The sequence below is a fragment of the Sphingomonas sp. 37zxx genome, from assembly GCF_000786205.1.
Lineage (GTDB): Bacteria > Pseudomonadota > Alphaproteobacteria > Sphingomonadales > Sphingomonadaceae > Sphingomonas.
The window spans coordinates 1-25,608 of the sequence record NZ_JROH01000039.1 but is presented as its reverse complement, the minus strand read 5'-3'; the positions used below and the strand labels follow the sequence as shown (position 1 = coordinate 25,608).

Annotated in this window: 18 protein-coding genes and 2 tRNA genes; 16 read left to right on the top strand and 4 right to left on the bottom strand. The window is 63.0% G+C overall.

The features are described from left to right. Positions 1-85 precede the first annotated feature (85 nt). On the top strand, positions 86-2,791 hold the full coding sequence (locus QU44_RS13405) for a DUF5695 domain-containing protein (RefSeq protein WP_033922815.1): 2,706 nt from the start codon (positions 86-88) through the stop codon (positions 2,789-2,791). A gap of 6 nt (positions 2,792-2,797) precedes the next feature. Here the strand turns inward: QU44_RS13405 and QU44_RS13400 are convergent, their stop codons facing one another. Next, entirely contained in the window at positions 2,798-3,991 is a 1,194-nt protein-coding gene (locus tag QU44_RS13400) for a M24 family metallopeptidase (protein WP_033922814.1), read from the bottom strand. 164 nt (positions 3,992-4,155) lie between these two features. Between QU44_RS13400 and QU44_RS13395 the strand changes: the two genes are divergently transcribed. The 6 genes from QU44_RS13395 (at position 4,156) to QU44_RS13370 (ending at position 12,648) form a co-directional block, all read left to right on the top strand. Beyond that, positions 4,156-5,085, top strand: a complete 930-nt coding sequence (locus QU44_RS13395; RefSeq protein WP_033922823.1) for a dihydrodipicolinate synthase family protein — start codon at positions 4,156-4,158, stop codon at positions 5,083-5,085. Continuing rightward, the gene (locus tag QU44_RS13390; RefSeq protein WP_033922812.1) at positions 5,085-6,083 is read left to right on the top strand and encodes a 4-hydroxyproline epimerase; all 999 of its coding nucleotides are present in this window, start codon (positions 5,085-5,087) and stop codon (positions 6,081-6,083) included. The genes QU44_RS13395 and QU44_RS13390 overlap by 1 nt, the downstream gene beginning before the upstream one ends. Positions 6,084-6,128: 45 nt before the next feature. Next, positions 6,129-7,538, top strand: a complete 1,410-nt coding sequence (locus QU44_RS13385; RefSeq protein WP_033922822.1) for an amino acid permease — start codon at positions 6,129-6,131, stop codon at positions 7,536-7,538. A 10-nt stretch (positions 7,539-7,548) separates the two neighbouring features. Continuing rightward, the gene (locus tag QU44_RS13380; protein ID WP_033922811.1) at positions 7,549-8,793 is read left to right on the top strand and encodes an NAD(P)/FAD-dependent oxidoreductase; all 1,245 of its coding nucleotides are present in this window, start codon (positions 7,549-7,551) and stop codon (positions 8,791-8,793) included. A gap of 65 nt (positions 8,794-8,858) precedes the next feature. Further along, positions 8,859-9,509: a GntR family transcriptional regulator gene (locus tag QU44_RS13375; RefSeq protein ID WP_033922809.1), complete on the top strand. Its 651-nt coding sequence runs from the start codon at positions 8,859-8,861 to the stop codon at positions 9,507-9,509. Positions 9,510-9,786: 277 nt separating this feature from the next. Next, complete coding sequence (locus QU44_RS13370; RefSeq protein WP_231621742.1) at positions 9,787-12,648, top strand: TonB-dependent receptor domain-containing protein; 2,862 nt, start codon at positions 9,787-9,789, stop codon at positions 12,646-12,648. A gap of 379 nt (positions 12,649-13,027) precedes the next feature. Here QU44_RS13370 and QU44_RS13365 read toward each other — a convergent pair. Beyond that, a tRNA-Cys gene (locus QU44_RS13365) sits at positions 13,028-13,101 on the bottom strand. Between the two features lie 169 nt (positions 13,102-13,270). Here QU44_RS13365 and QU44_RS13360 point away from each other — a divergent pair. From QU44_RS13360 to QU44_RS13325, 8 genes are all read left to right on the top strand, one after another. Beyond that, positions 13,271-13,969, top strand: a complete 699-nt coding sequence (locus tag QU44_RS13360) for a protein-L-isoaspartate O-methyltransferase family protein (protein ID WP_033922807.1) — start codon at positions 13,271-13,273, stop codon at positions 13,967-13,969. Positions 13,970-14,018: 49 nt separating this feature from the next. Then, positions 14,019-15,500 (top strand): TolC family outer membrane protein, encoded by a 1,482-nt coding sequence (locus QU44_RS13355; protein WP_033922821.1) that lies wholly within the window; start codon positions 14,019-14,021, stop codon positions 15,498-15,500. Between the two features lie 37 nt (positions 15,501-15,537). Then, positions 15,538-16,044 carry a DUF2497 domain-containing protein gene (locus tag QU44_RS13350; RefSeq protein WP_033922806.1) on the top strand — a complete coding sequence of 169 codons (507 nt, stop codon included), beginning with the start codon at positions 15,538-15,540 and terminating at the stop codon, positions 16,042-16,044. Between the two features lie 102 nt (positions 16,045-16,146). Next, positions 16,147-16,902: a PAS domain-containing protein gene (locus QU44_RS17840; protein ID WP_081988043.1), complete on the top strand. Its 756-nt coding sequence runs from the start codon at positions 16,147-16,149 to the stop codon at positions 16,900-16,902. Positions 16,903-16,941: 39 nt separating this feature from the next. Further along, positions 16,942-19,845, top strand: a complete 2,904-nt coding sequence (locus QU44_RS13340; RefSeq protein ID WP_033922805.1) for a valine--tRNA ligase — start codon at positions 16,942-16,944, stop codon at positions 19,843-19,845. A gap of 39 nt (positions 19,846-19,884) precedes the next feature. Then, complete coding sequence (gene hemB / locus QU44_RS13335; protein ID WP_033922802.1) at positions 19,885-20,871, top strand: porphobilinogen synthase; 987 nt, start codon at positions 19,885-19,887, stop codon at positions 20,869-20,871. Then, the gene (locus QU44_RS13330) at positions 20,868-21,398 is read left to right on the top strand and encodes a GNAT family N-acetyltransferase (protein ID WP_033922800.1); all 531 of its coding nucleotides are present in this window, start codon (positions 20,868-20,870) and stop codon (positions 21,396-21,398) included. Before hemB ends, QU44_RS13330 begins: the two co-directional genes overlap by 4 nt. 39 nt (positions 21,399-21,437) lie before the next feature. Continuing rightward, positions 21,438-23,699, top strand: a complete 2,262-nt coding sequence (locus tag QU44_RS13325) for a fused MFS/spermidine synthase (protein WP_197054324.1) — start codon at positions 21,438-21,440, stop codon at positions 23,697-23,699. A 32-nt stretch (positions 23,700-23,731) separates the two neighbouring features. Here the strand turns inward: QU44_RS13325 and QU44_RS13320 are convergent, their stop codons facing one another. Further along, positions 23,732-24,232: a hypothetical protein gene (locus QU44_RS13320; protein ID WP_033922818.1), complete on the bottom strand. Its 501-nt coding sequence runs from the start codon at positions 24,230-24,232 to the stop codon at positions 23,732-23,734. A gap of 82 nt (positions 24,233-24,314) precedes the next feature. Between QU44_RS13320 and QU44_RS13315 the strand changes: the two genes are divergently transcribed. Beyond that, positions 24,315-24,391, top strand: a tRNA-Arg gene (locus QU44_RS13315). A gap of 161 nt (positions 24,392-24,552) precedes the next feature. On the opposite strand, the gene QU44_RS13310 is transcribed toward QU44_RS13315, so the two are convergent. Continuing rightward, positions 24,553-25,608: TonB-dependent receptor domain-containing protein (locus QU44_RS13310; RefSeq protein ID WP_033922799.1), on the bottom strand; the 1,056-nt coding region annotated here is incomplete at its 5' end.

Below are 25,608 nucleotides of genomic sequence, written 5' to 3'. Positions count from 1 at the left end.
GCATTTCCATCTCCCTCGAATATCGTATACGATACGTGTTGAGTAGGCGGAGTCAACCGCTTTGGGTTTGTCGGGAGGTATCGGGATGAAGTGGGCTGCGCTATATTTTGCCGGGGTGGCGGTGGCATCGGCGGCAGTGGCGGCAGTCGCGCAGACGGTGTCACAACCCGCTCCGATCCCGGCGACGCTGCACCGGGTCGGCCAATTGTCGCTTGCGATCGACCCTGAAAGTCAGACCCTCGCACGGCTGGTGCCGGTCGATGCACCAGGCTTTGATTTCCTGCCGAGCAATCGGGGGGCTGAGCGCTCGGGCAGTGGCTATAACCATATCGGCGATGTCCATATCCGCTTGCGCAGCGGCGATGGGCCATGGCGTGACTTCGCCTCATCGCGCCAGCGCCGCCCCGTCGCCGCGCGCGCGATCAGCCCCGGCGTGATCGCGCGCGCCGACATCACCGCAACGATGGGGGAGGGGTTCCCGCTGACGATAGAGCGGCGCTGGTTGAGCGATGGCAAGGTGCCAACGATGCAGATTATCCTGGCTAATCCGGGAACGGAGCCTGTCGAGGTTGGCGCGCTTGGGCTTCCGATGGTGTTCGACAACATCATTTCGGGTCGCGACCTGGAACGGGCGCACGCGCAGGCCAGTTTTGTCGATCCCTATATCGGCAATGACGCCGGCTATCTTCAGGTCACTCGGCTGAATGGCAGCGGCCCGGCGCTGTTGGTATTGCCCGATGGGCGCACGCCGCTCGAAGCCTATCGCATCATTCGCGAGGCCGGGAAGGCACCAAAGGGTGACATTTTCACCGATCGGACCAAGCGCGAACAGACGGCCGAAGGCTTCTACAACTGGATGGTCGCAACCCGCGCGCTGACGGAGGACAAAGGCCAGCCGTGGAACCCGGCGACCGGATTCACCCTGGCACCGGAAGAACGGCGCAGCTTTGGCGTCCGGCTGGTCGTATCGCCATCGATTCGCGCGATCGAGCACACGCTGAGCGCACAGGCGAGGCCGGTAGCGATCGGGATTCCCGGCTATGTCGTGCCGACCGACGCGCCGGCCGATCTGTTCATCAAGGCGACGCAGGCCGTCCGCAGCGTCGTGGTGACGCCGAGCGATGCTTTGAAGCTGACCCGGGTCGCGGGGCCAAAGGGCTGGGCGCGCTGGCAGGTGTCGGGGACGGGCTGGGGGCGGGCGCGGGTGGCGATCACCTATGCCGACGGCAGCGTGCAGAGCGTGCATTACTATGTCACCAAGCCGCTGGCGCAGGTGTCCGCCGATCTCGGCCGGTTTGCAACCACGCGCCAATGGTTCGACGATGCGAACGATCCGTTCAAACGTGCGCCTGCGATCCTGAGCTATGACCGGCAGACCGACAGCATCCTCACCCAGGAACAGCGTGTCTGGATCGCGGGAATGAGTGATGAGGGCGGAGCAGGCGCCTGGGTCGCCGCCGCGATGAAACAACTGGACCACCCCGACGCGGGCGAGATCGCCAAGCTTGAGCGGATGATCGATGAGACGATCGTCGGTAAGCTGCAGGTTGCCGACGGTCCCCAAATCGGCGGCGTCAAGAAAAGCCTGTTCTGGTACGATCCGGCGCGCTTCGGTGATTATTACGACCGCGACGTCGACTGGAAGAGCTGGGCCGCGTGGGACGAAAAAGGTGCCGCTGACCTGGGCCGGTCGTATAATTATCCGCACGTCGCCGCGGCCCACTGGGTCATGTATCGCCTCGCCCGCAATCATGCCGGACTGGTCAAGCGCCACGACTGGCGCTGGTATCTGCGCTGGGCCTATCGCACGACCGTGGCGATGCAGCGTGATGCGCCCGAATATGCCAAGTTCGGTCAGATGGAGGGGGAGATATTCCTGGAAATCCTGGCCGACCTGAAGCGCGAAGCCATGGTTGCCGAGGCCGACGCGGTAGAGGCGATAATGAAGGCGCGTGCCGATCATTGGCTCACCCTGCGCTATCCGTTCGGCAGCGAGATGGCGTGGGATTCCACCGGTCAGCCCGAGGTATATGCCTGGATGCGGCATTTCGGCCATCATGATGCCGCCGAGGTGACCCGGGAGGTCGTTCTGGGCTATGACCCGACCGTTCCGCACTGGGGCTATAACGGCAACGCCAGGCGCTATTGGGACTTTCTATACGGCGGCAAAGTGAAGCGGATTGAACGGCAGATTCATCATTATGGTTCGGCATTGAATGCCGTGCCGCTGTTCGATGCCTATCGCCGTGACCCAGCTGACTTTCACCTGTTGCGCGTTGCCTATGGCGGCATGATGGGCGGCATCACCAATGTCGATCGCGAAGGTTTCGCATCGGCTGCCTTTCATTCCGAACCCGATATGATGGCATGGGACAGCTATTCGGGCGATTATGGCATGGGGTATTTCGGCCACGCCTATGCCGCTGCCAGCTATCTGGTGCAGCACCCGGAGCTTGGCTGGGTGGGGTTTGGGGGCGTGGTGCGTGTGAACGACGGTGGGCTCGAAATCCTGCCGCGCGACGGCGCGCGGGCACGCCTGTTCGTTGCACCGGCTGGCCAGTGGATCACGCTGGCGGCGGGCAAGATCGCCAGTGCGCGGTGGCTGCCGGCAACGCGGCGTATCGAACTGACCCTCGACCCCGCCACGCCCGAGACCCGTTTTGCCCGGCTGTCGATCGAGGCACCGGGCGGCGGGGCTGCCTATGCAACCGACCAGGGCGTCGTAGAGCGCGGTGCGACCACGATTGCACTGGCGCGCGCGCCGACCGTGATCACCTTGACCGCGCGGTAGCAATCGTCAGGCGAACGGTCGGTCGATCGATGGCTGTGGTTCGGTGAACCAGCGCGCGGCGGTCTCGGTCACGTGAAAATGGTCCTCCAGCCGGATACCGAAGCGACCGGGCATGACGATCATCGGTTCGTTGGAAAAGCACATGCCGGGGGCAAGCGGCGTCGTATCGCCGCTGACCAGATATGCCGGTTCGTGGATCGACAGGCCGATACCATGGCCGGTGCGGTGCGGCAGGCCGGGCAGGCGATAGCCCGGCCCAAGGCCCGCCCGCTCAAGCACCGCGCGCGCCGCCGCGTCGATCGATTCGCACGAGCGCCCCGGTTCGACAGCGGCAAAGGCAGCCGCCTGTGCTTCGTGTTCCAGTTCCCAGATCATGCGATGTTCGGGGTCTACCCGGCCAAACGCATAGGTTCGGGTGATGTCGGAATGATAGCCCTCCACGCGGCATCCTGTGTCGATCAACACCAGATCGTCGTCGGCCAGCACGTCATCCACCGGAAGGCCGTGGGGAAAGGCGGTCGACCGCCCGAACTGTACCGCGCAGAAATAACTGCCGCCGGGTGCGCCGATTGCGCGGTGCGCTTCATCGATGAAGCGGCGGACCTGCGATGCGCGCATGCCGGGGGCAAGGATGCGTGCCGCGCGGCGTTGCACCTCCAGCGTCATTGCCTTGGCCTGGCGCAGCAGCGCCAGTTCAGCCGACGATTTCGTCATCCGGCAGCCGTCGATGATCGAAGCGGCATCGCGCAGTGCCAGCGCTGGCGCAGCCGCGCGAATACGCTCGGCGAACATGAAGGGGAGCATGGGATCGATCGCCAGCGTACCGCCGCGCAGGGCGTCGGCAATCAGCCGGGCAGGGTTTTCATGCTCTTCCCAAAGGCGGATGTCGGCGTCGATCGCCAGATCAGCCTCGAGCGTTCCCAGCTCGAACGCCGGCGCGATCATGATGGGTCGCCCGGTTACCGGCAGCAGCATCGCGACCAGCCGTTCGCTCAAGCCCCAGGCGATGCCAGCGAAATAGCGCAGGCTGTCGCCTGCGCCGATCAGCAAGGCGTCGGCACCCGTGTCGCGCGTCAGTTTGCGAGCGCGCTCGATCCGCGCATCACGTTCGGCGCGGCTGATGGCTGGCGCGGGGGTGGGCCATGGTGTGATATCGGCAAGTTCGCGCCCGATCGTCGATCCACCAATGCTATTGTTCATGCCGATTTCTCCACCGCATGCACGGCATTTGCTTGAAAATTGCCATCTGGCAAAGCGGAAACCCATAGGTAATTGTTCGATGGGAAACCGCACAGCCGGTTCAAAAGAGTTGGCACTCAGGATTTTATATCGTATACGAATTGCAGATTTCCAAGGAGGTAATGGTGGTTTCGCAGAAGACTTTGTGGACGGGCGTCTACCCGGCCGCGACGACGCAATTCGCGACCGACGGTTCGATCGACATCGACGCGACGCAACGCGGTTTTGCTGCTTTGGTCGATGATGGGGTCGATGGCCTGATCTTGCTTGGCACCTGCGGCGAAAACAATTCGTTGGATGCGGACGAGAAGCGCGCGGTGCTTCGCGCGGGCATCGAGGCGGTGGGCGGGCGCGTCCCTTTGGTCGTCGGCGTGTCCGAATTCACCACGCGCCGCGCCGCGCAATTCGCGCGCGAGGTGGAAGATATCGGTGCCGACGCGCTGATGCTGCTGCCCGCAATGGTCTATGTGCCGACCGCGAACGAGCTTGCGACGCACTTTCGCACGGTGGCCGAAAATACCAGCCTGCCGATCATGCTGTATAACAACCCGCCAGCGTATCGCGTATCGGTCGATTTCCCGACGCTTGAGCTGCTGAGGCCGGTCGAGAACATCGTGGCGATCAAGGAAAGCGCGCCCGATCCGCGCCGCTTCACCGATGTCATCAACCGCTTCGGCGATCGTTATACCGTGATGGCCGGCCTTGATGACGTCGCGCTCGAGGGGATGTTGCTCGGCGCGTCGGGCTGGGTGTCTGGGTTGACCAGCGCCTTTCCGCAGGAATCGGTGGCGTTGATCGCCGCCGTCTATCGCGGCGACTGGGAAGCGGCGCGCCACATCTATCGCTGGTTCATGCCGCTGCTGCATCTGGATGCCGAACATGACCTGGTGCAATCGATCAAGCTGGCCGAGCAGATCATGGGCCGCGGGTCCGAACGGGTGCGTCTGCCCCGCCTGCCGCTGGAAGGCGCGCGCCGCGCCGAAGTGATTGCGATGGTCGAGCAATGCGCCGCGACCCGCCCCTCGCTTGCCGCGGCGGAGGCTGTTGCCGCGTAATGCGACACAGCTTCTTCTGCATTGATGGCCACACGGCGGGCAATCCGGTTCGTCTGGTGGCTGGCGGGGCGCCGTTGCTGCGCGGCGCCACGATGGCGGAGCGTCGGCAGGATTTCCTGGCGCGGTTCGACTGGATACGCACCGGGCTGTGCTTTGAACCGCGTGGGCATGACATGATGTCGGGCGGGTTTCTATATCCGCCCTGCACGGCGGATGCGGATGCAGCGATCCTGTTCATCGAAACCAGCGGCTGCTTGCCGATGTGCGGCCATGGTACGATCGGCATGATCACCTTTGGCCTGGAACACGGACTGATTCAGCCGCGTGTGCCCGGCAAGTTGCGGATCGAGGTGCCGGCAGGCACGATCGACATCGATTATGTTGCCGAGGGTGACCGGGTGCGCTCGGTAAAGATCCGCAACGTTCCCGCCTATCTGGCGATGCGCGGCCTGCAGATCGAAGTCCCCGGATTGGGACCGCTTTCGATCGATATTGCCTATGGCGGTAACTATTACGCGATCATCGAGCCGCAGGGCGAATATACCGGGCTCGATGACCTGGGCGCTGCGCGGATTGTCGAGTTGAGCCGGACGGTTCGTGCGCTGGTGCGCTCGGTCTATGAACCGGTGCACCCGATCGAGCCGACGATTCGAGGCGTCACCCATGTGCTGTGGGCCGATCGACCCAAAAGCGAGGGGGCGGACGGACGCAACGCGGTATTCTATGGCGAGCGCGCGATCGATCGCAGCCCTTGCGGCACCGGCACCTCGGCGCGGCTGGCACAGCTTGTCGCGACGGGGCGGTTGGCGGTCGGCGATAGCTTCGTTCACGAAAGCTATATCGGCAGCCGCTTCATCGGCAGGGTCGAGGCCGAGGCAATGGTCGGCGATGTTTCCGGCATCACTCCCTCTATCGAGGGATCGGCGATCGCCACGGGGTTGAACACCATTTGGATCGATCGCGAAGATCCGTTCTGGGCCGGGTTTACGGTGGTTTAGACGATACCGATTTTTTGTGGGGGGGAGCGGCCTGTGGGGCGAGGAATATTGGGGCCGTTGAAGCCCTTTGGCGCAGCGGCCGAGTCGGATCCGGACAGGGTATTGCGCAAGACGCTCAGCTGGCCTCACCTGATTGCGCTTGGCATCGGTGCGATTGTCGGGACTGGTATCTACACGCTGACCGGCGTGGGGGCCGATCGAGCGGGGCCGGCGGTGATCCTGTCATTTGCCATCGCCGGGGCAGTGTGCGCCTGTGCGGCCCTGGCCTATGCCGAAATGGCAACGCTGATCCCCACTGCGGGCAGCGCTTACACCTATACCTATTCGGTGATCGGCGAGAGCCTGGCCTGGATCGTCGGGTGGAGCCTGATCCTCGAATATTCACTGGCCTGCTCGACCGTGGCAGTCGGTTGGTCGGCCTATCTTGTCGGGTGGATTCAGTCGCTAGGTGTTGAATTGCCCGCGATGCTGTTGTCCGGCCCGCATGGCGGCGGCATCATCAACCTGCCGGCGGTGCTGGTTGCGCTGGCGATTGCGGGCATGCTGGTGGCAGGCACGCGCGAGAGCGCAACGTTCAACATCGTGCTGGTCGTCGTGAAAATGACCGCGCTGGCGCTGTTCGTGTCGCTGGCGCTGCCGTCGTTTTCCAGCGGCAATTTCGAACCGTTCATGCCCTATGGCTTTGCCAGCACCGTTCAGGATGGGTCGACGCGCGGCGTGATGGCGGCGGCGGCGATCGTGTTCTTTGCCTTTTATGGCTTCGACGCCGTCGCGACGTCGGCGGAAGAGGCACGCAACCCCGGTCGCGACCTGACGATCGGCATCATCGGATCGATGGCGGCTTGTACCGTCATTTACATGGCGGTGGCGGTCGCTGCGATCGGTGCCGTCAGCTATCTCGACATCGGCAAGTCCGCTGAACCGCTGGCGTTCGTGCTGCGCTCGCTTGGGCATCCGGTGGCCGCGTGGGCGATCGGGCTGGCGGCGTTGATCGCCTTGCCGTCGGTTATCCTTGTGATGATGTATGGGCAAAGCCGCATATTCTTTGTGATGTCACGCGACGGATTATTGCCGCGTTCGCTCAGCCGGGTGTCGGCAAAGACCGGCAGCCCCGTGACGGTAACCCTGGTGACCGGGGTGTTTGTCGCCGCTGTGGCTGGCTTTTTCCGGCTCGACGAGATCGCCGAACTGGCCAATGCCGGCACCTTGCTGGCGTTTATCGCGGTAGCGGCCTGCATGATGATTCTGCGTCGCCGCGCGCCCGAACTGAAGCGGGTGTTTCGGTGCCCCGCGCCCTACCTCGTCGGCACGCTCGCCATCCTTGGCTGCATCTATTTGTTGATCAGCCTGCCAGGGCAAACCCTGGTGCGCTTCATGGCGTGGAACGCGATCGGCGTAGCGGTGTACCTGATCTATGGCCGGTCGCGCAGCCTTGCCGGTCAGGCGGCAGCATAGGCTTGGTGCCATGACGATGCAGCAACGGCCAACCACTGCGATTGTAGCGGGTGACGGGGTGATCGGTCTGGCCACCGGCATCGCGCTTGCGCGGCGCGGGGTGGCAACGACGATCGTCGCACCCGATGGCCCCTGGCGCGGTGCATCCTGGGGCAATGCCGGGCATATCGCGATCGAGCAGATCGAGCCACTCGCCTCGCGCGCGGCGATCCGCGCTTTGCCCGCGCGGCTGTTTCAGCGCGGCGGCGCGCTGGCGCTGCCACTTCGCGACATCGCGGCATGGCTTCCCTTTGGCCTTGCGTTGATCGGTGCCAGCCATCCGGCGAAATTCGCGCATGGCAAGGCGGCGCTCTCGACCATCCTGGCCACCGCGCTGCCAGCGTGGCGGCAACTGCTCGACGAAGCGGGGGCGGCGCATCTGCTGCGCGAGGATGGTCATTTCATCGTGTGGGAAACAGCCAGAACCGCCGCGCACGGCCGGGCATCGTGGATGAATGGCGATAGGGGAACGGCAAGTTTTCGCGACGCGACCGCCGACGAACTGGGCGCGCTGTCCGCGCTTGTGAAGGTGCCGATCGCGGGTGCGATACGGTGTATCGGCAGCGGCCAGATTGCCGATCTTGCGGCGCTGGGACTGGCGCTGCGGGCGCATTTTGTCGCGCTTGGCGGCCAGTTTGAACCGGGAATGGTGCAGTCGCTGACGTCGGATGCTATTGGCGCCAGCGCCGTGATCGACGGCGGTCGCGAAATTCGCGCCGATGTCGTGGTTGCAGCGGCAGGGGCGGCGTCGGCTTCGTTGGTGACGGCACCGCTGATTGCCGAACGGGGCTATCATGTCGAGGGCAGGGCGGCCAATTGGCCCGCCAACCTGCCGCCGGTGGTATTCGAGGATCGCGCGATGATCGTCACCGGCTTCGCCAGCGCGCTGCGCGCCGCAAGTTTCGTCGAGTTCGCGCGCCTCGACAGCCCTCCCGACCCGCGTAAATGGGACCGGCTGCGCAACCATCTGACGGCGCTGGGCATCCAATTCTGCGAGCCGCTTCGCCCGTGGATGGGCGCGCGGCCGACCTTGCCGGATTACCTGCCGGCAATCGGGCGATGCACCGATGCGCCAACAATTGCCTATGCCTTTGGGCATCAGCATCTTGGCCTGACCCTCGCCGCCACAACCGGCGACGTACTGGCGGCGACGTTGTGCGGTGAAGCGTCCAATGTGGATATTACATCGTTCAATCTGAGCAGGTTCGGCCACTAGCGGTTGTTTCTTCGGCATCGCTGCGGCACATCAACACGACGCATGCCGCGCATCCAGGTTGAATTATGACTGCAATCGTCGTCCGAAATCTTCCCGATCAGCTTGTCGATCTCGTCCGCGACCGGATCCTTGCCGGTACGGTCGATCCCGATCGCGCGATCCGGCAGGATGCGTTGGCGGCAGAATTGGGCGTCAGCAAGATACCGCTGCGCGAGGCCCTGAGCCGACTTGAACAGGAAGGCCTGGTGCGGTCGCAGGCCAATCGTGGATACTTCGTCCGCGCTCTGACCGGGGCCGAGGCCGAGGAGGTGTTTGCGCTGCGATTGAAGATCGAGCCCGATGCCGTGGCCGCAGCAGCGATCCGGGCCAATGACCAGCAGCGTAGCGAGGCCATCGAGATACTGGGCAAACTGGACGAGGTTACCAACGCGCATGGCGATGGTGTCGGCGCATTTAACCGGGCGTTTCATCTTGCCCTGATTCGGCCGTCGGGTCAGGTCATCACGCTGCAATTGCTCGAACGTCTGCATGTGTTGAGCGAGCGCTATGTGCGCAAGCATCTTGAGCCGCTGGGCCGCGATCGCCGTGCGAATGACGAGCATGCCGATTTGCTGGAGTGCTGGCTGGCGCGCGATGTTTCAAGTCTGTCGGTTCGCATGGCGGCGCATATCGAGCAGACATTGGTCGATTTGCGGCGCCAGCTTCCGGGGCACTAGCCCCTGTAACGTGCAGGCCGGGGTTGGTGGCAGGGCGGGTTTGATTATGTCCAGCCGATGACAGTCCTGGCCGCCTCGAACGCAGCCACCCCCGCCTAAAAGGACAGATAATTCGTTTTTAGCGGTTTCTGGCCACATAAAGTTGTTGCCTGAGAATATCGTATAACATATATCTTCTCCCGAAATCGGGGGAGTACAGGGAATGACGTATCGAAATTCGAATTGGCTATGTTCCGCAGGGGTAGCTGCACTTTCGGCCTCCCTCGCCGTGCCGGCGATGGCCCAGACTGCGCCCGAAGCGGTGGTGAAGAGCGCCGAGGCCGACGCTGATGTCGGCACCATAACCGTCACCGGCTCACGCATCTGGCAACCAGGCGTCAAAAGTAACAGCCCGATCACCACCATTGATGCGGCTGAAATCCGTCTTCAGGGCGCGACGAATATCGAAAGCGTTTTGAACCGTCTGCCGCAGGTGCAGGCAGATGCGAACGAAAACGTCTCCAACGGTTCGGATGGTACGGCCAGGTTGAACCTGCGCAATCTAGGCAGTAACCGTAACCTTGTGCTGATAAACGGCCAGCGCCTGCTGCCGGTTCAGGCAACCGATCTGAACTTTATTCCGGCGGCACTGGTAGAGCGTATCGACGTGGTGACCGGCGGCGCGTCCGCAGTCTATGGATCGGATGCGATCTCGGGCGTGGTCAACTTCATCCTGCGCGACAACCTGAATGGGGTGCGCGCAGACGTTCAATATGGTTTCTCGAACCACCAGAACGACAACACCGCCCGCCGTGCGCTCATTTCGGCCAATGGCTACCAGAACGCTTCGTCATCGCCGGTCGATGGCCAGCGCTTCGACGCCAATATCGCCTTCGGGGCGAACTTCCCCGAGGGGCGCGGCAATGTAACCGCCTATTTTGGGTATCGTGACGTTCGCCCCATCATGCAAGGCAATCGCGACGTCTCGGCCTGTGCGCTCGATCCTGCAACAGTCGGGGGCGTCGCGAACGCCGGTTTCACTTGCGGCGGCTCAAGCAACAATGAATACGGCTTGTTTCAGCCATTGACTGGACCGAATGCCGGTCAGCGGTTCAACAACACGCGGAACGGTCAGAGCACATGGGTGCCCTATGACGCAAGTTTTCGCTATAATTATGCCCCGCTGAATTTCTTTCAGCGCAATGATACGCGATATACTGCAGGCGCGTTTGCCCATTATGAAGTGACCCCTGCGGTCGAGCTGTATGGCAGCTTCATGTTCATGGACGATCACACCAATTCTCAGGTTGCGCCATCGGCTTTGTTTCAGGGCACGACCTATCGCATCAATTGCGATAACCCCCTTATGAGCGCGCAACAGGGGAATTTGCTGTGCGGTGCCGATGTCGGCAATGCCGCAGTCACCCAGGATTTGTTCATCGGCTATCGCCCGGTCGCTGGCAATGCGCGGCCGCGCCGCGATGATCTGCGCCATACCGATTATCGCGTGACCGGCGGCGTGCGTGGAGCCATCGCTGAGGGTTTTCGCTATGACATCAATGCGTTGTTCTCAAAAGTAATCTTCGCCGAGAACTATCAGAACGACATTGACCCAACCCGCGCCAATCGCGCCCTTCAGGTCGTCAATCGCAATGGCGTACCAACCTGTAAATCCGTGATCGACGGCACCGATCCGGCTTGTGTCCCGCTCAACGTGTTCCAGTATAACAATCTCAGCGATGCTTCGCTGGCCTATATCTATAGCCCGACCTTCACTCGCGGTCTCGATCAAGAGTCGGTGGTCACCGGCTCGGTCTCGGGTGATTTGACGTCCTATGGCATCGGCAGCCCCTGGGCGGAGCAAGGCGTTGGTTTCGTGGTTGGCGTCGAACATCGCCGCGAGACTTTGGAGTTCCGCGCCGATGCGCTTGCGCAACAAAAAGGCACCAGGGAGGCCGATGGCCGCTTCAACGTCACCGAATATTTCGGCGAGCTGCGCGTTCCGATTTTCGAAGACGTGCCATTTGCCAAGGAACTGACGCTGACCGGCGGCTATCGTTATTCGAAATACAGCACCAACCCCGAAGGGATATCGACGTACAAGGGCGAACTGTCCTGGGCACCGATCGAGGACATCCGGTTGCGTGGCAGTTACAATCGCGCGATCCGAGCACCGAATATTTCCGAGCTGTTTCAGGCGCAAAGCATCGGCAATGTCGCGGCACAGGATCCGTGCAGTGGCGCAACCCCCACCGCCAGCGCCGCGCGTTGCGCGCTTACCGGCGTCACCGCCGCACAATATGGCCGGATCATCGAGTGTCCTACCGACGTATGTAGCGCACAGGGCGGTGGCAATCCGGCGCTCAAGCCCGAGGAAGCAGACACCTATACCGCAGGCGTCGTGCTGTCGCCGCGCTTCCTTCGCCGCCTTTCGCTCTCGGTCGATTATTTCAACATCAGGGTAAAGGACTATATCAGCTCGATACCCGCGTCTTTGACGGTCAGCCAATGCGTGACAACGGGCGATCCGTTCTTCTGTAATCTCTTCAAGCGTGACCCGCGATCCGGCGTATTGTTTGGCGAGCAAGGCTATGTGATTTCGACCACGCAGAACACCGGCGCACTATCGACATCGGGCGTCGACTTCGGCTTGAACTTCGCGCAGCCGACCGGCATCGGTCGGTTCGATGTCGCAATGGTCGGCACGTGGCTGGAAAAGCTGGAGAACCAGCCCTTGCCCGGCCTTGGCAGCTATGATTGCAAGGGGCTATTCGGCCCGACCTGCGGCCAGCCCAGCCCTGAATGGCGGCATCAAGCGCGTCTGACGTGGACCGATCTGGATAATTTCGGGAGCGTTTCGCTGAATTGGCGGCATATCGGCGGCACTTCGTTGACGAACAACACGACCGATCCGTTTTTGCGCGGTCCTGCCTACGTCATCAACGCGCAAATCCCGTCTTATGACTATTTCGATCTCGCGCTATCGGCGCGCGTGAGCGAAGGCGTATCGCTGCGGGCAGGGATCAACAACCTTCTGGACAAGGATCCGCCGGCCATCGCGGCGGGCCTGCTGTCGTCGTTCGGCAACGGGAATACGTATCCCGGTGTCTACGACGTGGCCGGGCGCAGCTTCTTCTTCGGGGCGACCGCCGAGTTCTGATGGCGACACAAACCGGTCGGTGGCGAAGCAGCCACCGGCCGGACGGTTCATGCTAGATGATTGGTCGCTGTGAGCGAAGCAATTCGGCCTTTGTCCGAATTCTCTTTTTGGCCTGACCGCAAGGATCGCGGCCTTGTCGCGCACCGTTCGGGCAAGCGCCAATCCGCCATTACGGCCTGCCGGCGTCGGCTGAGGGCTATTTCCACTTATCAGATTGAGGTTCGGCCGCTTTTGCCGAGGTCACTTTCGATGTCCCGGGGCGGCGGCATGGGCCGCGTGGTCGGCCAATTGTCCATGTCGGCAGCGGGTTCACAGGAGCGGAAACTCGCGCCGCTCATTCTGCAGAATGAGCGGCTTAGCGCGAAAATGGATATAATGATGGAGGCCCGAGCCGGAATCGAACCGGCGTGCGAGGATTTGCAGTCCTCTACGTAACCACTCCGCCATCGGGCCGGAGCCGCGCGAAATGCGTCGATGCGAGCGACTTGTCAATGGCATGCGGCGGCTTGGGGGTGGCTTTTACGCTGGGTAGTGCTTGGCGGCGAACAAAGCGCGCGATAAGAAGCCACAGCGGGCAATAAGTGTATTGCACGGCTAACACGGTTGTGCGAACAGGGTTGATATGATGACGAACCTCATGAGCCGCGCCGCCCAGGGCGCATCGAACGACGAACTCACCGGGGCAGCCGTTGCTCGCCACGCGATGGTTGTCAGCCAATTACGGACCAGCGGTGTCAGCGATGCCAGGATCATCGCGGCGATGGCCGACGTGCCGCGGGAGAATTTCCTGCCGCCGGAAGTGCGGAGCATGGCTTATCGCGACACAATGATCGCGCTGACGCCGGATCGCCAGCAGAACACGCCGCTGGCAACTGCCCGGCTGCTGAACGAGGCGCGCATTGCAGCCGGTGAGCGTGTGCTGCTGATCGGGGCGACGGGTGGCTATACCGCTGCCGTGTTGGCGCGATTGGCTTGCGAGGTTGTTGCGCTGGAGAGCGATCCGTTGCTGGCCGCCCAGGCGCGCGAGGCGCTGGCCGGGGTCGAGGGAGTCGAACTGGTCGAAGCGCCTTTGCATGCCGGCTGGTCGAGCGGCGCGCCCTATGACGTGATCGTGATCGATGGCGCCGTCGAGGAAATTTCAGGCGAAGTGATCGATCAATTGCGGCCCGAAGGTCGAGTGGTTTCGGGCGTGGTCGATCACGGGGTTACGCGGCTGGCGGCGGGCCGTCGGACTGCGGGTGGCTTTGGGCTGTTCGACTTTGCCGATATTGATTGTGTGGTGCTGCCCGGCTTCGCGCGCCCGACAAGCTTTCGGTTTTAGCTTCGTGCGGGGGGGGTGGAAAGCAGCGCTGGCGTTGACCGTCGGCGGGATGGCATTGGCCAGCGGAGCGCAGGCGCAGGCGCAGACGCTGCGCGAGGCGCTGGTACAGGCCTATAACGAGAATCCGAGCCTTGCCGGCGAGCGCGCCAATTTGCGGGCGACCGATGAGGGGGTGCCGCTGGCGCGCGCCGATGCCTTGCCGCAGCTTGGCGTGCAGGGCAATTTCGTCGAAAACATCGTGCAGGGAGCGAACGCTTTTCTGCAACCCGACCGCGCGCTTGTTGCGAATCTGAACGCCAGCTATCCGATTTTTCAGGGCGGCCGGGTGCGGAACTCGGTTGCCGCCGCCAAGACGCGGGTGATGGCCGGGCGCGCCAATTTGCGAAGCGCCGAAGCCAATTTGTTCACCAACGTCGTCGCGGCGTATAACGACGTGATCCGCGACGAGGCGATCGTTCAGCTGAACCAGCAGAATGTGCGCGGCCTCGACATCAACCTGCGGGCGACCAGCGACCGGTTTGAAGTGGGGGATGTCACCCGCACCGATGTCGCCCAGTCCGAAGCACGGCTGGCGGTCGCGCGCGGGCAGCTGCGGCAGGCCGAGGCGGCGCTGATCGGCAGTCGCGAAAACTACATCGCCATTGTCGGCAGCGCGCCGGCATCGCTTGCACCGCCGCCGGTGCTGCCGAACCTGCCGGACGACCCGCAAGCGGCAGTGGTCACTGCGCTCAACAATAATCCGGCATTGCAGGCCGCTGAGCGCAATCGCGATGCGGCGCGGATCGACGTCAGCACCGCTCGGGCGGCAAAGCTGCCGCAAGTGGACCTGGTCGCTGGCGGCAACTACTTCAACTATCTTGGCACATTGAATGGGACGCAGTTCGGCGCTGCGGTGCCACAGACCGGTACCGCGGCGCAGGCGGGCCTGGGCTTTACCGTGCCGCTATATCAGGGCGGACGACCGGCAGCCCAGGTGCGACAGGCGCAGGCGCGGCAGGGCGTGGCGATCGAGCAGGTGACCGCAACCGAGCGCAACGTCATCGCGCAGGCGCGGAGTGCCTTTGCCACCTGGCAATCGGCATTGCGGGTGATCGAGGCGTCGGAAGCGGCGGTGGATGCCAATCGCTTTTCGCTCGAAGGCGTCCGTGCCGAGAACAGCGTTGGCAACCGGACGATCATCGAAATCCTGAACGCCGAACAGGAGTTGTTGAACAGCCAGGTGCAGCTCGTGACCGCACGGCGTGATGCCTATGTCGCGGGCTTTGCGCTGCTAGCGGCGATGGGGCGTGCCGAGGCCAGTGATCTGGGGCTGGACGGCGGCGCGCTGTACGATCCGCTGACCAATTACGAACGGGTCGACAAGCGCTGGATCGATTGGGATTCGGACCCCACGCCGCGTCCGGTGGGCACGCGCACCGTCGATGTCGAGGCGCAGACCCCGGTGGTTACCCGAACACTTGAGCCCGAACTGCAACGCCCCGTTGACACCGACCGGGCAAATCCCGCAGGTGACGTCACTACGCCACGCTGACGAAGAGCGTTCGGGGCGGCAGATGGGGGCACGGCCGATGGGAGATTTGAGCAACGAACCATCGATGGAGGACATCCTGTCCTCGATCAAACGGATCATTGCCGAAGAGGGCGATGGCAGCGCGCCGGTTCGCGGGCGTCGCATCGGTCGTCCGGCTGCTCCGCCGCCCGAGCCGATGTACGACGCATCGATCGACGACGATGATGGCGACACCGTGCTCGAACTCGATCACCCGGTGCCGTCGCCGCGCGCTGAACCGCCTGTTCCGCCACGTCCACCGGCCCCCGAGCCGGTAGCCGAGGAAAAGCCCCAAGTGACCGAGGCGATCCTGTCGGCACGCACCGCCGAGGCGACGCGCGGGCAAATCGATGCCTTGTCGCGGTTGATCGTCAAGCCGGGTGTCGCGGGCAATGACTCGCTCGAAGGGCTGGTCCGCGAGATGCTCAAGCCGATGATGAGCGCGTGGCTCGACGCCAATCTGCCGCGAATCGTCGAGACCATTGTCGCGCGTGAGATCGCGCGGATCACCGGGCGTAACGATTGATCTACTGACGCGAAACCTTTTGGTATCTTTGCAGTTTCTGCAAGGATGACGCATAATTTCGACTAAACCGGGCATGATTTCGACAACGGTGCGGGCGGCAACATCCCGCCGGCACCATCGATCCGCGACAGATGTAGCCCCGGCAATGCGCAGCACGACATTTTCTTCGCGGCGGTGGAAAACACGCGGATGCCGATGGTGGTGACCGACCCAAGCCAGCCTGATAATCCGATCATCTTTTGTAACGCCGCGTTCATTCGGATGACCGGCTATTCAGCCAACGAAATCATCGGCAAGAATTGCCGGTTTCTGCAAGGGTCAGAGACCGATCGCACGCTGGTCGACCAGATTCGCGCTGCGATCGAGCGGCGCGAAGAAGTCGCGATCGAGATTCTGAATTATCGCAAAAACGGATCGACCATTTGGAACGCGCTGTTCATTTCACCGGTGTACGACGAATCGGGCGAACTCAAATATTTCTTCGCCAGCCAGCTCGATATTTCGCGCCGCAAGGAGGCCGAGGATCCGTCCAGCCTGACTAAGATTTTCGACCCCTTCTTCTCGACCAAGGGCGCGGGCAAGGGCGTGGGCAAGGGCACCGGGCTGGGCCTGTCGATGGCCTATGGCTTTATGCGCCAGTCGGGCGGCGCGGTGGCGGCGACGAACCGCGCGGGCGGTGGTGTCACCTTCACCCTGCTGTTTCCGCGATCCAAGGGCATGGTCGAGCAAACCCGCCAGCCGGTGGCGCATTCGCGCGGCGAGGGGCAGCATATCCTGATGGTCGAGGATCAGCCGCAAGTCGCCGACCTGTCGCAGCGGGTTCGCCAGTTGCTCGATGGGCCGAACGGGGTCACCTGACGGGTTGCACCAATAATTTGCGTCGGTATTGCCCGATGCATGACCGAATTGCCCAAGACCTTCGACCCCGCCGCCATCGAAGCGCGCTGGTATGCCCATTGGGAAGCCAAGGGCCAGTTCCGCCCCGAACGCCCCGGCGCTGAGCCCTGGACGATCGTGAACCCGCCGCCCAATGTGACGGGATCGCTGCATATCGGCCATGCGCTCGACAATACCTTGCAGGACATATTGGTCCGCCACGCGCGATTGCAGGGCAAGGACGCGCGCTGGGTGGTGGGCACCGACCATGCCGGCATTGCGACACAGATGGTGGTCGAGCGCCAGATGGGGCTCAAGCAGCAGAAGCGCACCGATTTCAGCCGCGAGGATTTCGTCGCGAAGGTGTGGGAGTGGAAGGAAGAAAGCGGTGGCGAGATCACGCAGCAGCTTCGCCGCCTTGGCTGTTCGATGGATTGGGAAAACGAACGCTTTACGATGGACCCTGGCTTTTCGAAGGCCGTCCTCAAGGTGTTCGTCGAACTGCACCGTGAAGGGCTGATCTATCGCGACAAAAGGCTGGTGAACTGGGATCCGGGCCTTGGCACCGCGATCAGCGACCTCGAGGTCGAGACGCGCGAGATCAAGGGCAGCTTCTGGCATCTGCGCTATCCGCTTGCCGACGCATCGGGCTTCATCGAGGTCGCGACGACGCGGCCCGAGACGATGCTCGCCGACATGGCGGTGGCGGTGAACGCCGCCGACGAACGCTATACCGCGCCGGTGGGCAAGCAGGTGCGGCTGCCGATCACCGGGCGGCTGATCCCGATCATCACCGACGACCATGCCGATCCGGCATTGGGTTCGGGCGCGGTAAAGATCACGCCGGGCCATGACTTCAACGATTTCGAGGTCGGCAAGCGCGCGGGGATCGCGGCTGGCGCGATGCTCAACATGCTCGATGCCAAGGCGCGGGTGGTGCAGGTGTCCGATGGCCTGATCCCCGAGGAGCTGCTGGGGCTGACGACCGCCGAGGCGCGCAAGGCAGTGGTCGCGCGGCTGAAGGACGAAGGCTTCCTAATCCCGCATGTCGACAAGGAAGGGGTGGAGCACGACGCCGAACCGCGGACGATCCAGACCCCGTTCGGCGATCGTTCGGGCGCGGTGATCGAGCCGTGGCTGACCGACCAATGGTATGTCGATGCAGCGACGCTGGCCAAGCCGGCGATCGAGGCGGTGCGATCGGGGGCGGTGAAGATCGTGCCCAAGTCGTGGGAGAAGACGTACTTCAATTGGATGGAGAACATCCAGCCGTGGTGTGTGTCGCGGCAGTTGTGGTGGGGGCACCGGATCCCGGCTTGGTATGGGCCAGATTACGATGGACCTGGCGAATTTGCGAACTTTGAGGATCCAAGCCGGCCTCAATCCGGAAGTAGGCCTTTTGTTGCTGAGACCGAAGAGGGCGCAGAAAAGCTGGCGCTGGCCTATTACAATCAAAAGAATCCGCGCATTACTCGCATCGAGTTTGTCGAGGGGCCTGATCAGGCCGCAAGGTCAGCGTTTCGCAATCAATTCAGAGATAATATAACCAATTCCGCCGGTGACCCAGTTTTGATTTCGGACAAAGATGATACCGAGTGGCTATGGCGCGACCCTGACGTGCTTGATACGTGGTTTTCCAGTGCCTTATGGCCGTTTGCTACCTTGGGTTGGCCGGAACAGTCTCCTCCCGCGAGCGGGAGGGGGGAGATGCTTGGCGGGCGTTATCCCAATGACGTGCTCATCTCGGGCTTCGACATCCTGTTCTTCTGGGATGCGCGGATGCTGATGCAGGGCTTGCACTTCATGCAAGAAGTGCCGTTCAAGACCTTGTATCTGCACGGTCTTGTCCGCGCAGCCGATGGCGCGAAGATGTCGAAGTCGAAGGGCAACACCGTCGATCCGCTGGGGCTGATCGACAAATATGGTGCCGATGCGCTGCGCTTCTTCATGGCGGCGATGGAGAGCCAGGGCCGCGACATCAAGATGGATGAGAAGCGCGTCGAGGGCTATCGCAACTTCGCGACCAAGCTGTGGAACGCCACGCGCTTTGCGATGGCCAACGGCATCGGCGCGTCGAAGACGATCGAGCCGCCCGCCGCCGATCTGGCGGTCAATCGCTGGATCATCGCCGAAACGGTGGAGACGGTGCAGGCGCTCGATCTGGCGCTGGCCGAATTGCGCTTCGATGCCGCTGCCAACACCGTGTATCAATTCGCGTGGAGCCGGTTCTGCGACTGGTATCTCGAACTGATCAAGCCCGCGATGGTGGGCGACGAGCGCGGCGTCGTCGATGATGAATCGAAGGTGGTCGCGGGTTGGGTGCTCGACCAGATATTGGTGATGCTCCACCCGTTCATGCCGTTCCTGACCGAGGAACTGTGGCATGCGCTGGGCGAGCGCGAGTATGACCTGATCGTCGCGAAATGGCCGATGCCCGATGCGCGCGCGCTCGATCCGGTGGCGCGGGCGGAGATCGACTGGCTGATCCGGCTGGTGAGTGAAGTGCGCGGCGCGCGGACCGAGCTGAATGTGCCGCCGGGCGCGCGGTTGCCGCTATATGTGCGCGATGCCGATGCGACGACGATGGCACGGCTCGATCGGCAGCACGGCGTGATCGCACGCCTGGCGCGGGTCGACCTTGCCGAGGGGGATGCCGGCGCGGGCGGGGCGTTGCAGGTGGTGGTCGATGCCGCGACCTATGTCCTGCCGCTCGAAGGCGTCATCGACCTCGATGCCGAGCGGGCGCGCTTGACCAAGGCGATTGCGGCCGCCGAAAAGGAGCGCGATGCGCTAGCCGGGCGGCTGTCGAACGCTAGCTTTGTCGAGCGGGCCAAGCCTGAGGCGGTCGAGAAGGCGCGGGCGGATCATGCCGAAAAGGCGGCCGAGTCAGAGCGGCTGGGGGCGGCGCTGGCCCGGCTGGGATAAGGTTGCGTTCGGGGCAGGGTTCGCCCAAAACTCTGCCCCATGTCTTCCTATCCAGCGCTTCGCCTTCGTCGTCCTCGTATCGCTGCGTGGAGCCGCGCGCTGCATGCCGAGACGGTGCTTACCCCCGCCGATCTGATCTGGCCGTTGTTCGTCACCGCGGGTGATGCCGAAGAGCCGATCGCCAGCCTGCCTGGTGTCTCGCGCTGGTCGATCGCGCAGATCGTCGCGCGGGCGCGCGAGGCCCGGGATCTGGGTATTCCGGCGATTGCGCTGTTCCCCAATACGCCTGAGCATCTGCGCACCGATGACGGGGCCGAGGCGTTTAATCCGGGCAATCTGATGTGCAGCGCGATCCGCGCGATCAAGGATTCGGTGCCCGAGATCGGGGTGCTCACCGATGTCGCGCTCGATCCCTATACCAGCCACGGGCATGACGGGCTGACCGATGACAAGGGCTATGTGCTGAACGACGCCACCGCCGAAGTGCTGGCGCGCCAGGCGGTGGCGCAGGCCGATGCCGGGGCCGACATCGTCGCGCCCAGCGACATGATGGACGGGCGGGTCGGGCTGATCCGCATGGCGCTCGAAGAAGCAGGGCACCACAATGTCCAGATCATGGCCTATGCCGCCAAATATGCGAGCGGCTTTTACGGGCCGTTCCGCGATGCGGTGGGATCGCGCGGGCGGCTGAAGGGCGACAAGAAAACCTATCAGATGGACCCCGCCAATGCCGAGGAGGCGCTGCGCGAAGTCGCCGCCGATCTGGACGAGGGGGCCGACAGCGTGATGGTCAAGCCAGGGCTGCCTTATCTCGACATCGTTCGCCGAGTGAAGGAGCGCTTCGAAGTGCCTGTATTCGCTTATCAAGTTTCGGGCGAATATGCGATGATCGAGGCGGCGGCGGCGGCGGGCGCTGGGGATCGCGACACGCTGGTGATCGAGACGCTGATGGCGTTCAAGCGGGCGGGATGTTCGGGGGTGCTGAGCTATCATGCACCGCTGGCGGCGCGCTTGCTGGGCCGATGATCGAGACTGATCGCCTGCGCCTGCGGCCCTGGCGCGAGGGCGACAAGCCGGGCTTTGCCGCGATCGTCAACACCCCGGTAATGATGACGCATTTCGGCGGGGTGCAGCCGCGCGCGAAGATAGACGCGATCATCGACCGCGAAATCGCGAACCAGGCGCGTGATGGGCATTGCATGTGGGCGGTGGAGACGCGCGGTGGCGATCTGGCCGGCGTATGCGGCGTGCGGTGCAGCGGCTATTCCGGAACACCGGTGCCAGATGTGCTCGAAATCGGCTGGCGGATCGGCGAGGCATATTGGGGGCAGGGGATCGCGCGCGAGGCGGCGGAGGCGAGCATCGCCTGGGCCTGGGCCAATACGCAGCGCGCCAGCATCGCGGCGTGGACCAGTGCGGCCAATGACCGGTCGTGGGGGCTGATGCGGCGGCTGGGGATGACACGGCGGGCCGATCTGGATTTTCAGCATCCCAATTATCCCGGCGACCCGATCGGCGCGATGATTGTCTATGCGATCCAACGGGGTGGCTAAGCCTTTTATATCCCGGCGGCATCGCTAAAACACCTGGTCATGACCACCGAACCTGTCGGGGATGTCGCTGCGGCGGGTCCGGACCTTTCATCGCGAACCAGCGCCCGATCGCTGTTCGTCGTCGCGATCCTCACCGGGTCCTTCCTGCTGTTCCTGGTGCAGCCGATGATCGCGCGGATGGCGCTGCCACGGCTCGGCGGCGCACCGGCGGTGTGGAATTCGGCGATGCTGGTGTATCAGGCGCTGCTGCTGGGTGGCTATGCCTATGCCCATTGGCTGGGGCGGGTCAGCGTCAAGCGGCAGGCGATGATCCATCTGGGTGTATTGGCGGTCGCGGCCCTGTGGCTGCCGATCGGGCTGATTCAGGCAAACCCGCCGCCCGATGCCGAACCGGCGATCTGGGTGCCCTGGTTGCTGGGCGCGTCGATCGGGCCGCTATTCTTTGCGGTGTCGGCGCAGGCACCCTTGTTGCAACGCTGGTTTGCAGCTTCGGCACCGGCGCAGAATCCTTACGCGCTCTATGCCGCGTCGAACGTCGGCAGCTTTGGCGGGCTGATCGCCTATCCGCTGGTGGTCGAGCCGAGCATGGCGCTGTCGAGCCAGAGCCTGTTGTGGAGCGCGGGCTATGCGCTGCTCTGCGTGCTGGTCGCATTATGCGCGTGGAAGCTGCCGCGCGGTGCGGCGGCGGTGGCGGCGCTGCCGACCAGCGCGAAGCCCGGCGCGCGACGCTTCGCGCATTGGGTGGTGCTGGCCTTTGTGCCGTCGGGACTGATGCTGGCGACATCGACCTATCTGACCACCGATATCGTCGCGGTGCCGCTGCTATGGGTGTTGCCGCTGGGGCTGTATCTGCTCAGCTTCACCGTGGCGTTCGCGACCGGGCGGCGGCTGGCGGATATGTTGACAGTAGTCGCGCCGCTGGCGGTGCTGATGTTCGGCGGTACGATGATCGGCGGCAGCCATGATTATCCGTTCCTCAACGCGCTGCTGGCGCTGCTGTTGCTGTTCATGGTGGCGGTGGCGCTGCACACGCAGATGTATAGGCTTCGGCCCGAGCCGGATCGGCTGACGAGTTTCTATCTGGCGATGTCGATCGGCGGTGCCTTGGGCGGGGTTTTCGCCGGGCTGATCGCGCCGGTGATATTCGATTGGACCTATGAATATCCGATCCTGATCCTGGCGGCGGGGATGCTGGCACCGCGCGCATTCCTGGTGCCGGTGATCGGCCGGCTGTGGGAGGGCGATCGCGCCGCACTCTGGATTAGGACTGCGGCGGTCGTCGCGCTGGTGGCGATCATCGTCAATGTCGGGTTGTTCAATCCCGGCAACCTGCTGGGGCCAAGGCATGAGAATATCGGCTTTCTGGCGCTGTCGATATTGGGGCTGGTGACGATCGGCACGCGAATCCCCTTTGTCGTGGTGCTGGCGGGGGCGTTGTTCCTGTTCGGCGGCTATCGCGCGTTGCAGTTGAGCATCGAGGGCGACGTGCGCACGCGAAGCTATTTCGGCGTCTATACGATCCGCGATTATCCCGCCGAGGGGATTCGCACACTGGCGCACGGCACGACGCTGCACGGCACCCAGTTTCTAGGCGACGCCGCCATGCGACGTACGCCGACCAGCTATTACATGCCGGGTTCGGGCGTTGGCTTGGCGATGCAGGCGCTGGGCGCGCTATATGGGCCGGGCGCGCGCGTGGGCGCGGTCGGGCTGGGGACCGGGACGCTGGCCTGCTACGCCAAGCCCGGTCAGGCGTGGCGATTCTATGAAATCGACCCGACCGTGATCCGCATGGCGCGCGATTCGCAGAAATTCACCTTCCTGAGCGATTGCTTGCCCCAGGCCGACATCGTGCTGGGCGATGCCCGCCTGTCGCTGGCGGCGCAGCGGCCCGGCAGCCTCGACTTGCTGGTGCTCGACGCTTTTTCATCCGACGCGGTCCCGATGCACCTGATGACGCGCGAGGCGTTTGCCACCTATTCGCGGGTGCTGGCCCCCAAGGGATTGTTGCTGGTGCATATCTCGAATCGGTTCCTCGATCTGGAGCCGGTGGTGTTCGCAACGGTGAAGGGCGGCGGCTGGTTTGGTGCCAAGCTGTCGTACAGCCCGGGGGCTGCCGATAATTCGGAGGCGACTCAGTCCGACTGGATCGCGCTGTCACGCGATCCCGGTACGCTGGCGGCATTGGCGGCGCGCGCTGGGGATTGGGAGGAGATCCGGTCGAACCGCAAGGTCGAGCCTTGGACCGATGATTACGCCTCGATCGTGCCGGTCATACGGAGCCCGTTGGACGAGTTTTGAGACGAGGGAGAGTGCCGCAGGTCGCGCCTGGTTCAGGCCGCTGGCGCGACGTTGCGTTCGATCGCGTCGATCCGCTCGATCTGCGTCCGGTTCTGCAATTCGGCGCGCTCGAGCAGCCGCTGTAGCTCGGGATAGGTGGGAACGCCCTGCGCCGCCCGGTCGATCGCGAGTCGCTCTATATCGGCAAGCGTTTCGGCGGTTGCGCTTCGCATCGCGTCGAGGCCGCTGAGCGCGACTTGCGCCGCGATCCAGGACTCCGAGCCGGCCGATGAACCGCGCGCGGCGCGGCTGAGCGAGTCGGCCTCGGCAGCCGCACGGTCGAAGGCGGTCGCGGCGCTGGCAAGCGCAGCCGCCTGTTCAGCGACTTTTACCTCCAACGCCGGGTCGGCGGACGCTTCGGGCTCGGGGCGGGCGGGTTCGGCGAAGCTTTCTTGCTCGATCGGCCTGGGCAATAGCGACGGATAGTCACCATCAGGCGCGGCACATGCCCCCAGCAGGGAGCCCAGCGCGACGAGAAAAATACGTTTTTGCATCATCAAGGCTGTATGCGCGCAAGAAAAGCGACGCAACGGGGTTGCGCGGTCAGCAAACCCCTTATATGAGCGCCTCTCCCAAGCGCCCGTAGCTCAGCTGGATAGAGCATCAGACTACGAATCTGAGGGTCGGACGTTCGAATCGTTCCGGGCGCACCAGGATTTCCAGCGATCGCCTCCCCCTTCGGCACGAAGGGCGGAGGCGATCGTATATTAAGACCTTTTCGGTTGGATAAGCGCTCGCGAGCGGCGCTCTTTAGTTGGCCGACTGATCCGCCTTGAGCTTCCGTCGATGCCCCTGCCAATTGAAAACCAGGCCGTCAAAAATCCAGACGAAGCGACGCCGTGACCGTGCGACCGTTTACCGCGCGACCGACGCCGACGCCTGATGCCGGGATAGACGCTTGTGTTATTTCGAAAAACGCAAGCTTGTCGAACAAGTTGTTTGCATCGAGCATCAACTGCACCCGCTCGATCGGGCGGAACTGCAAAAAGCCGTTGACGATTGTATATCCAGGCAGCCGCAAATTATTCATGTCCTGCGTATAGCTGCTCGTTGTTCCGGTGAAGTTCGCCCCAATCGTAAACTTTTTTACCTCAAATTGTGGCATCGCCTGAAATATGAAGTCAGGCTGGCGGCGCGGTGCCATACCAGCGACCGCAGGATTGAGATCGTCGTTCACTAGCGTTGCTTTGGTATAGGTCACGCCCCCAGTCAGGCTGAATGGACCATAACGATAGCCTGCTTCCGATTCGACGCCATATGCCCGATAGTCGCGATCGGTCGTGATAGCGCCTGCCTGAACATTGGTATCTTCGGTGTTGGCCAGAAAGGCGGTAACATTGACGGTCAAACCGTTGTCGCGATATTTAAATCCTCCCTCCAGCTGCTTTACGATGTCATAGCCGTCTGCGGAATCCGGCATGCTGCCGTCGGTGACGCTGACTTTGTTTGAGAACAATACCTTGTCGGCGTTGGCGCGGGCACCACGGCTGTAGCGGACGAACATCGCGAATGGCTCTGACACACGGTAGTTGATGCCTGTCGAATAGCTTATGTATTTGTAGCTATAGTCTACTGGGCCAGGCCGAGCGAGCGGCGTGAAAGCTGTCCTCGACTCGGGAATGGATATGGTACCATTGCCGTTGAAGTCGACCGACTGGATACCGGGCCTACCGCCGCCAAGGTCTGCGCCGAATGTCTGACCACGAACCTGCCCGATGTCATAGCGCACACTCGCACCGATGGCGATTTTACCGAAGCGATAGTTGACCGAGCCATAAGGGGCTGCAACGTCATATTTAACGTCATACCGCCGGCGAAAAAAGCCCGTGGTACCCGAGCGATTAACAGGCTGCTGAAAAAGGGCTTGGCT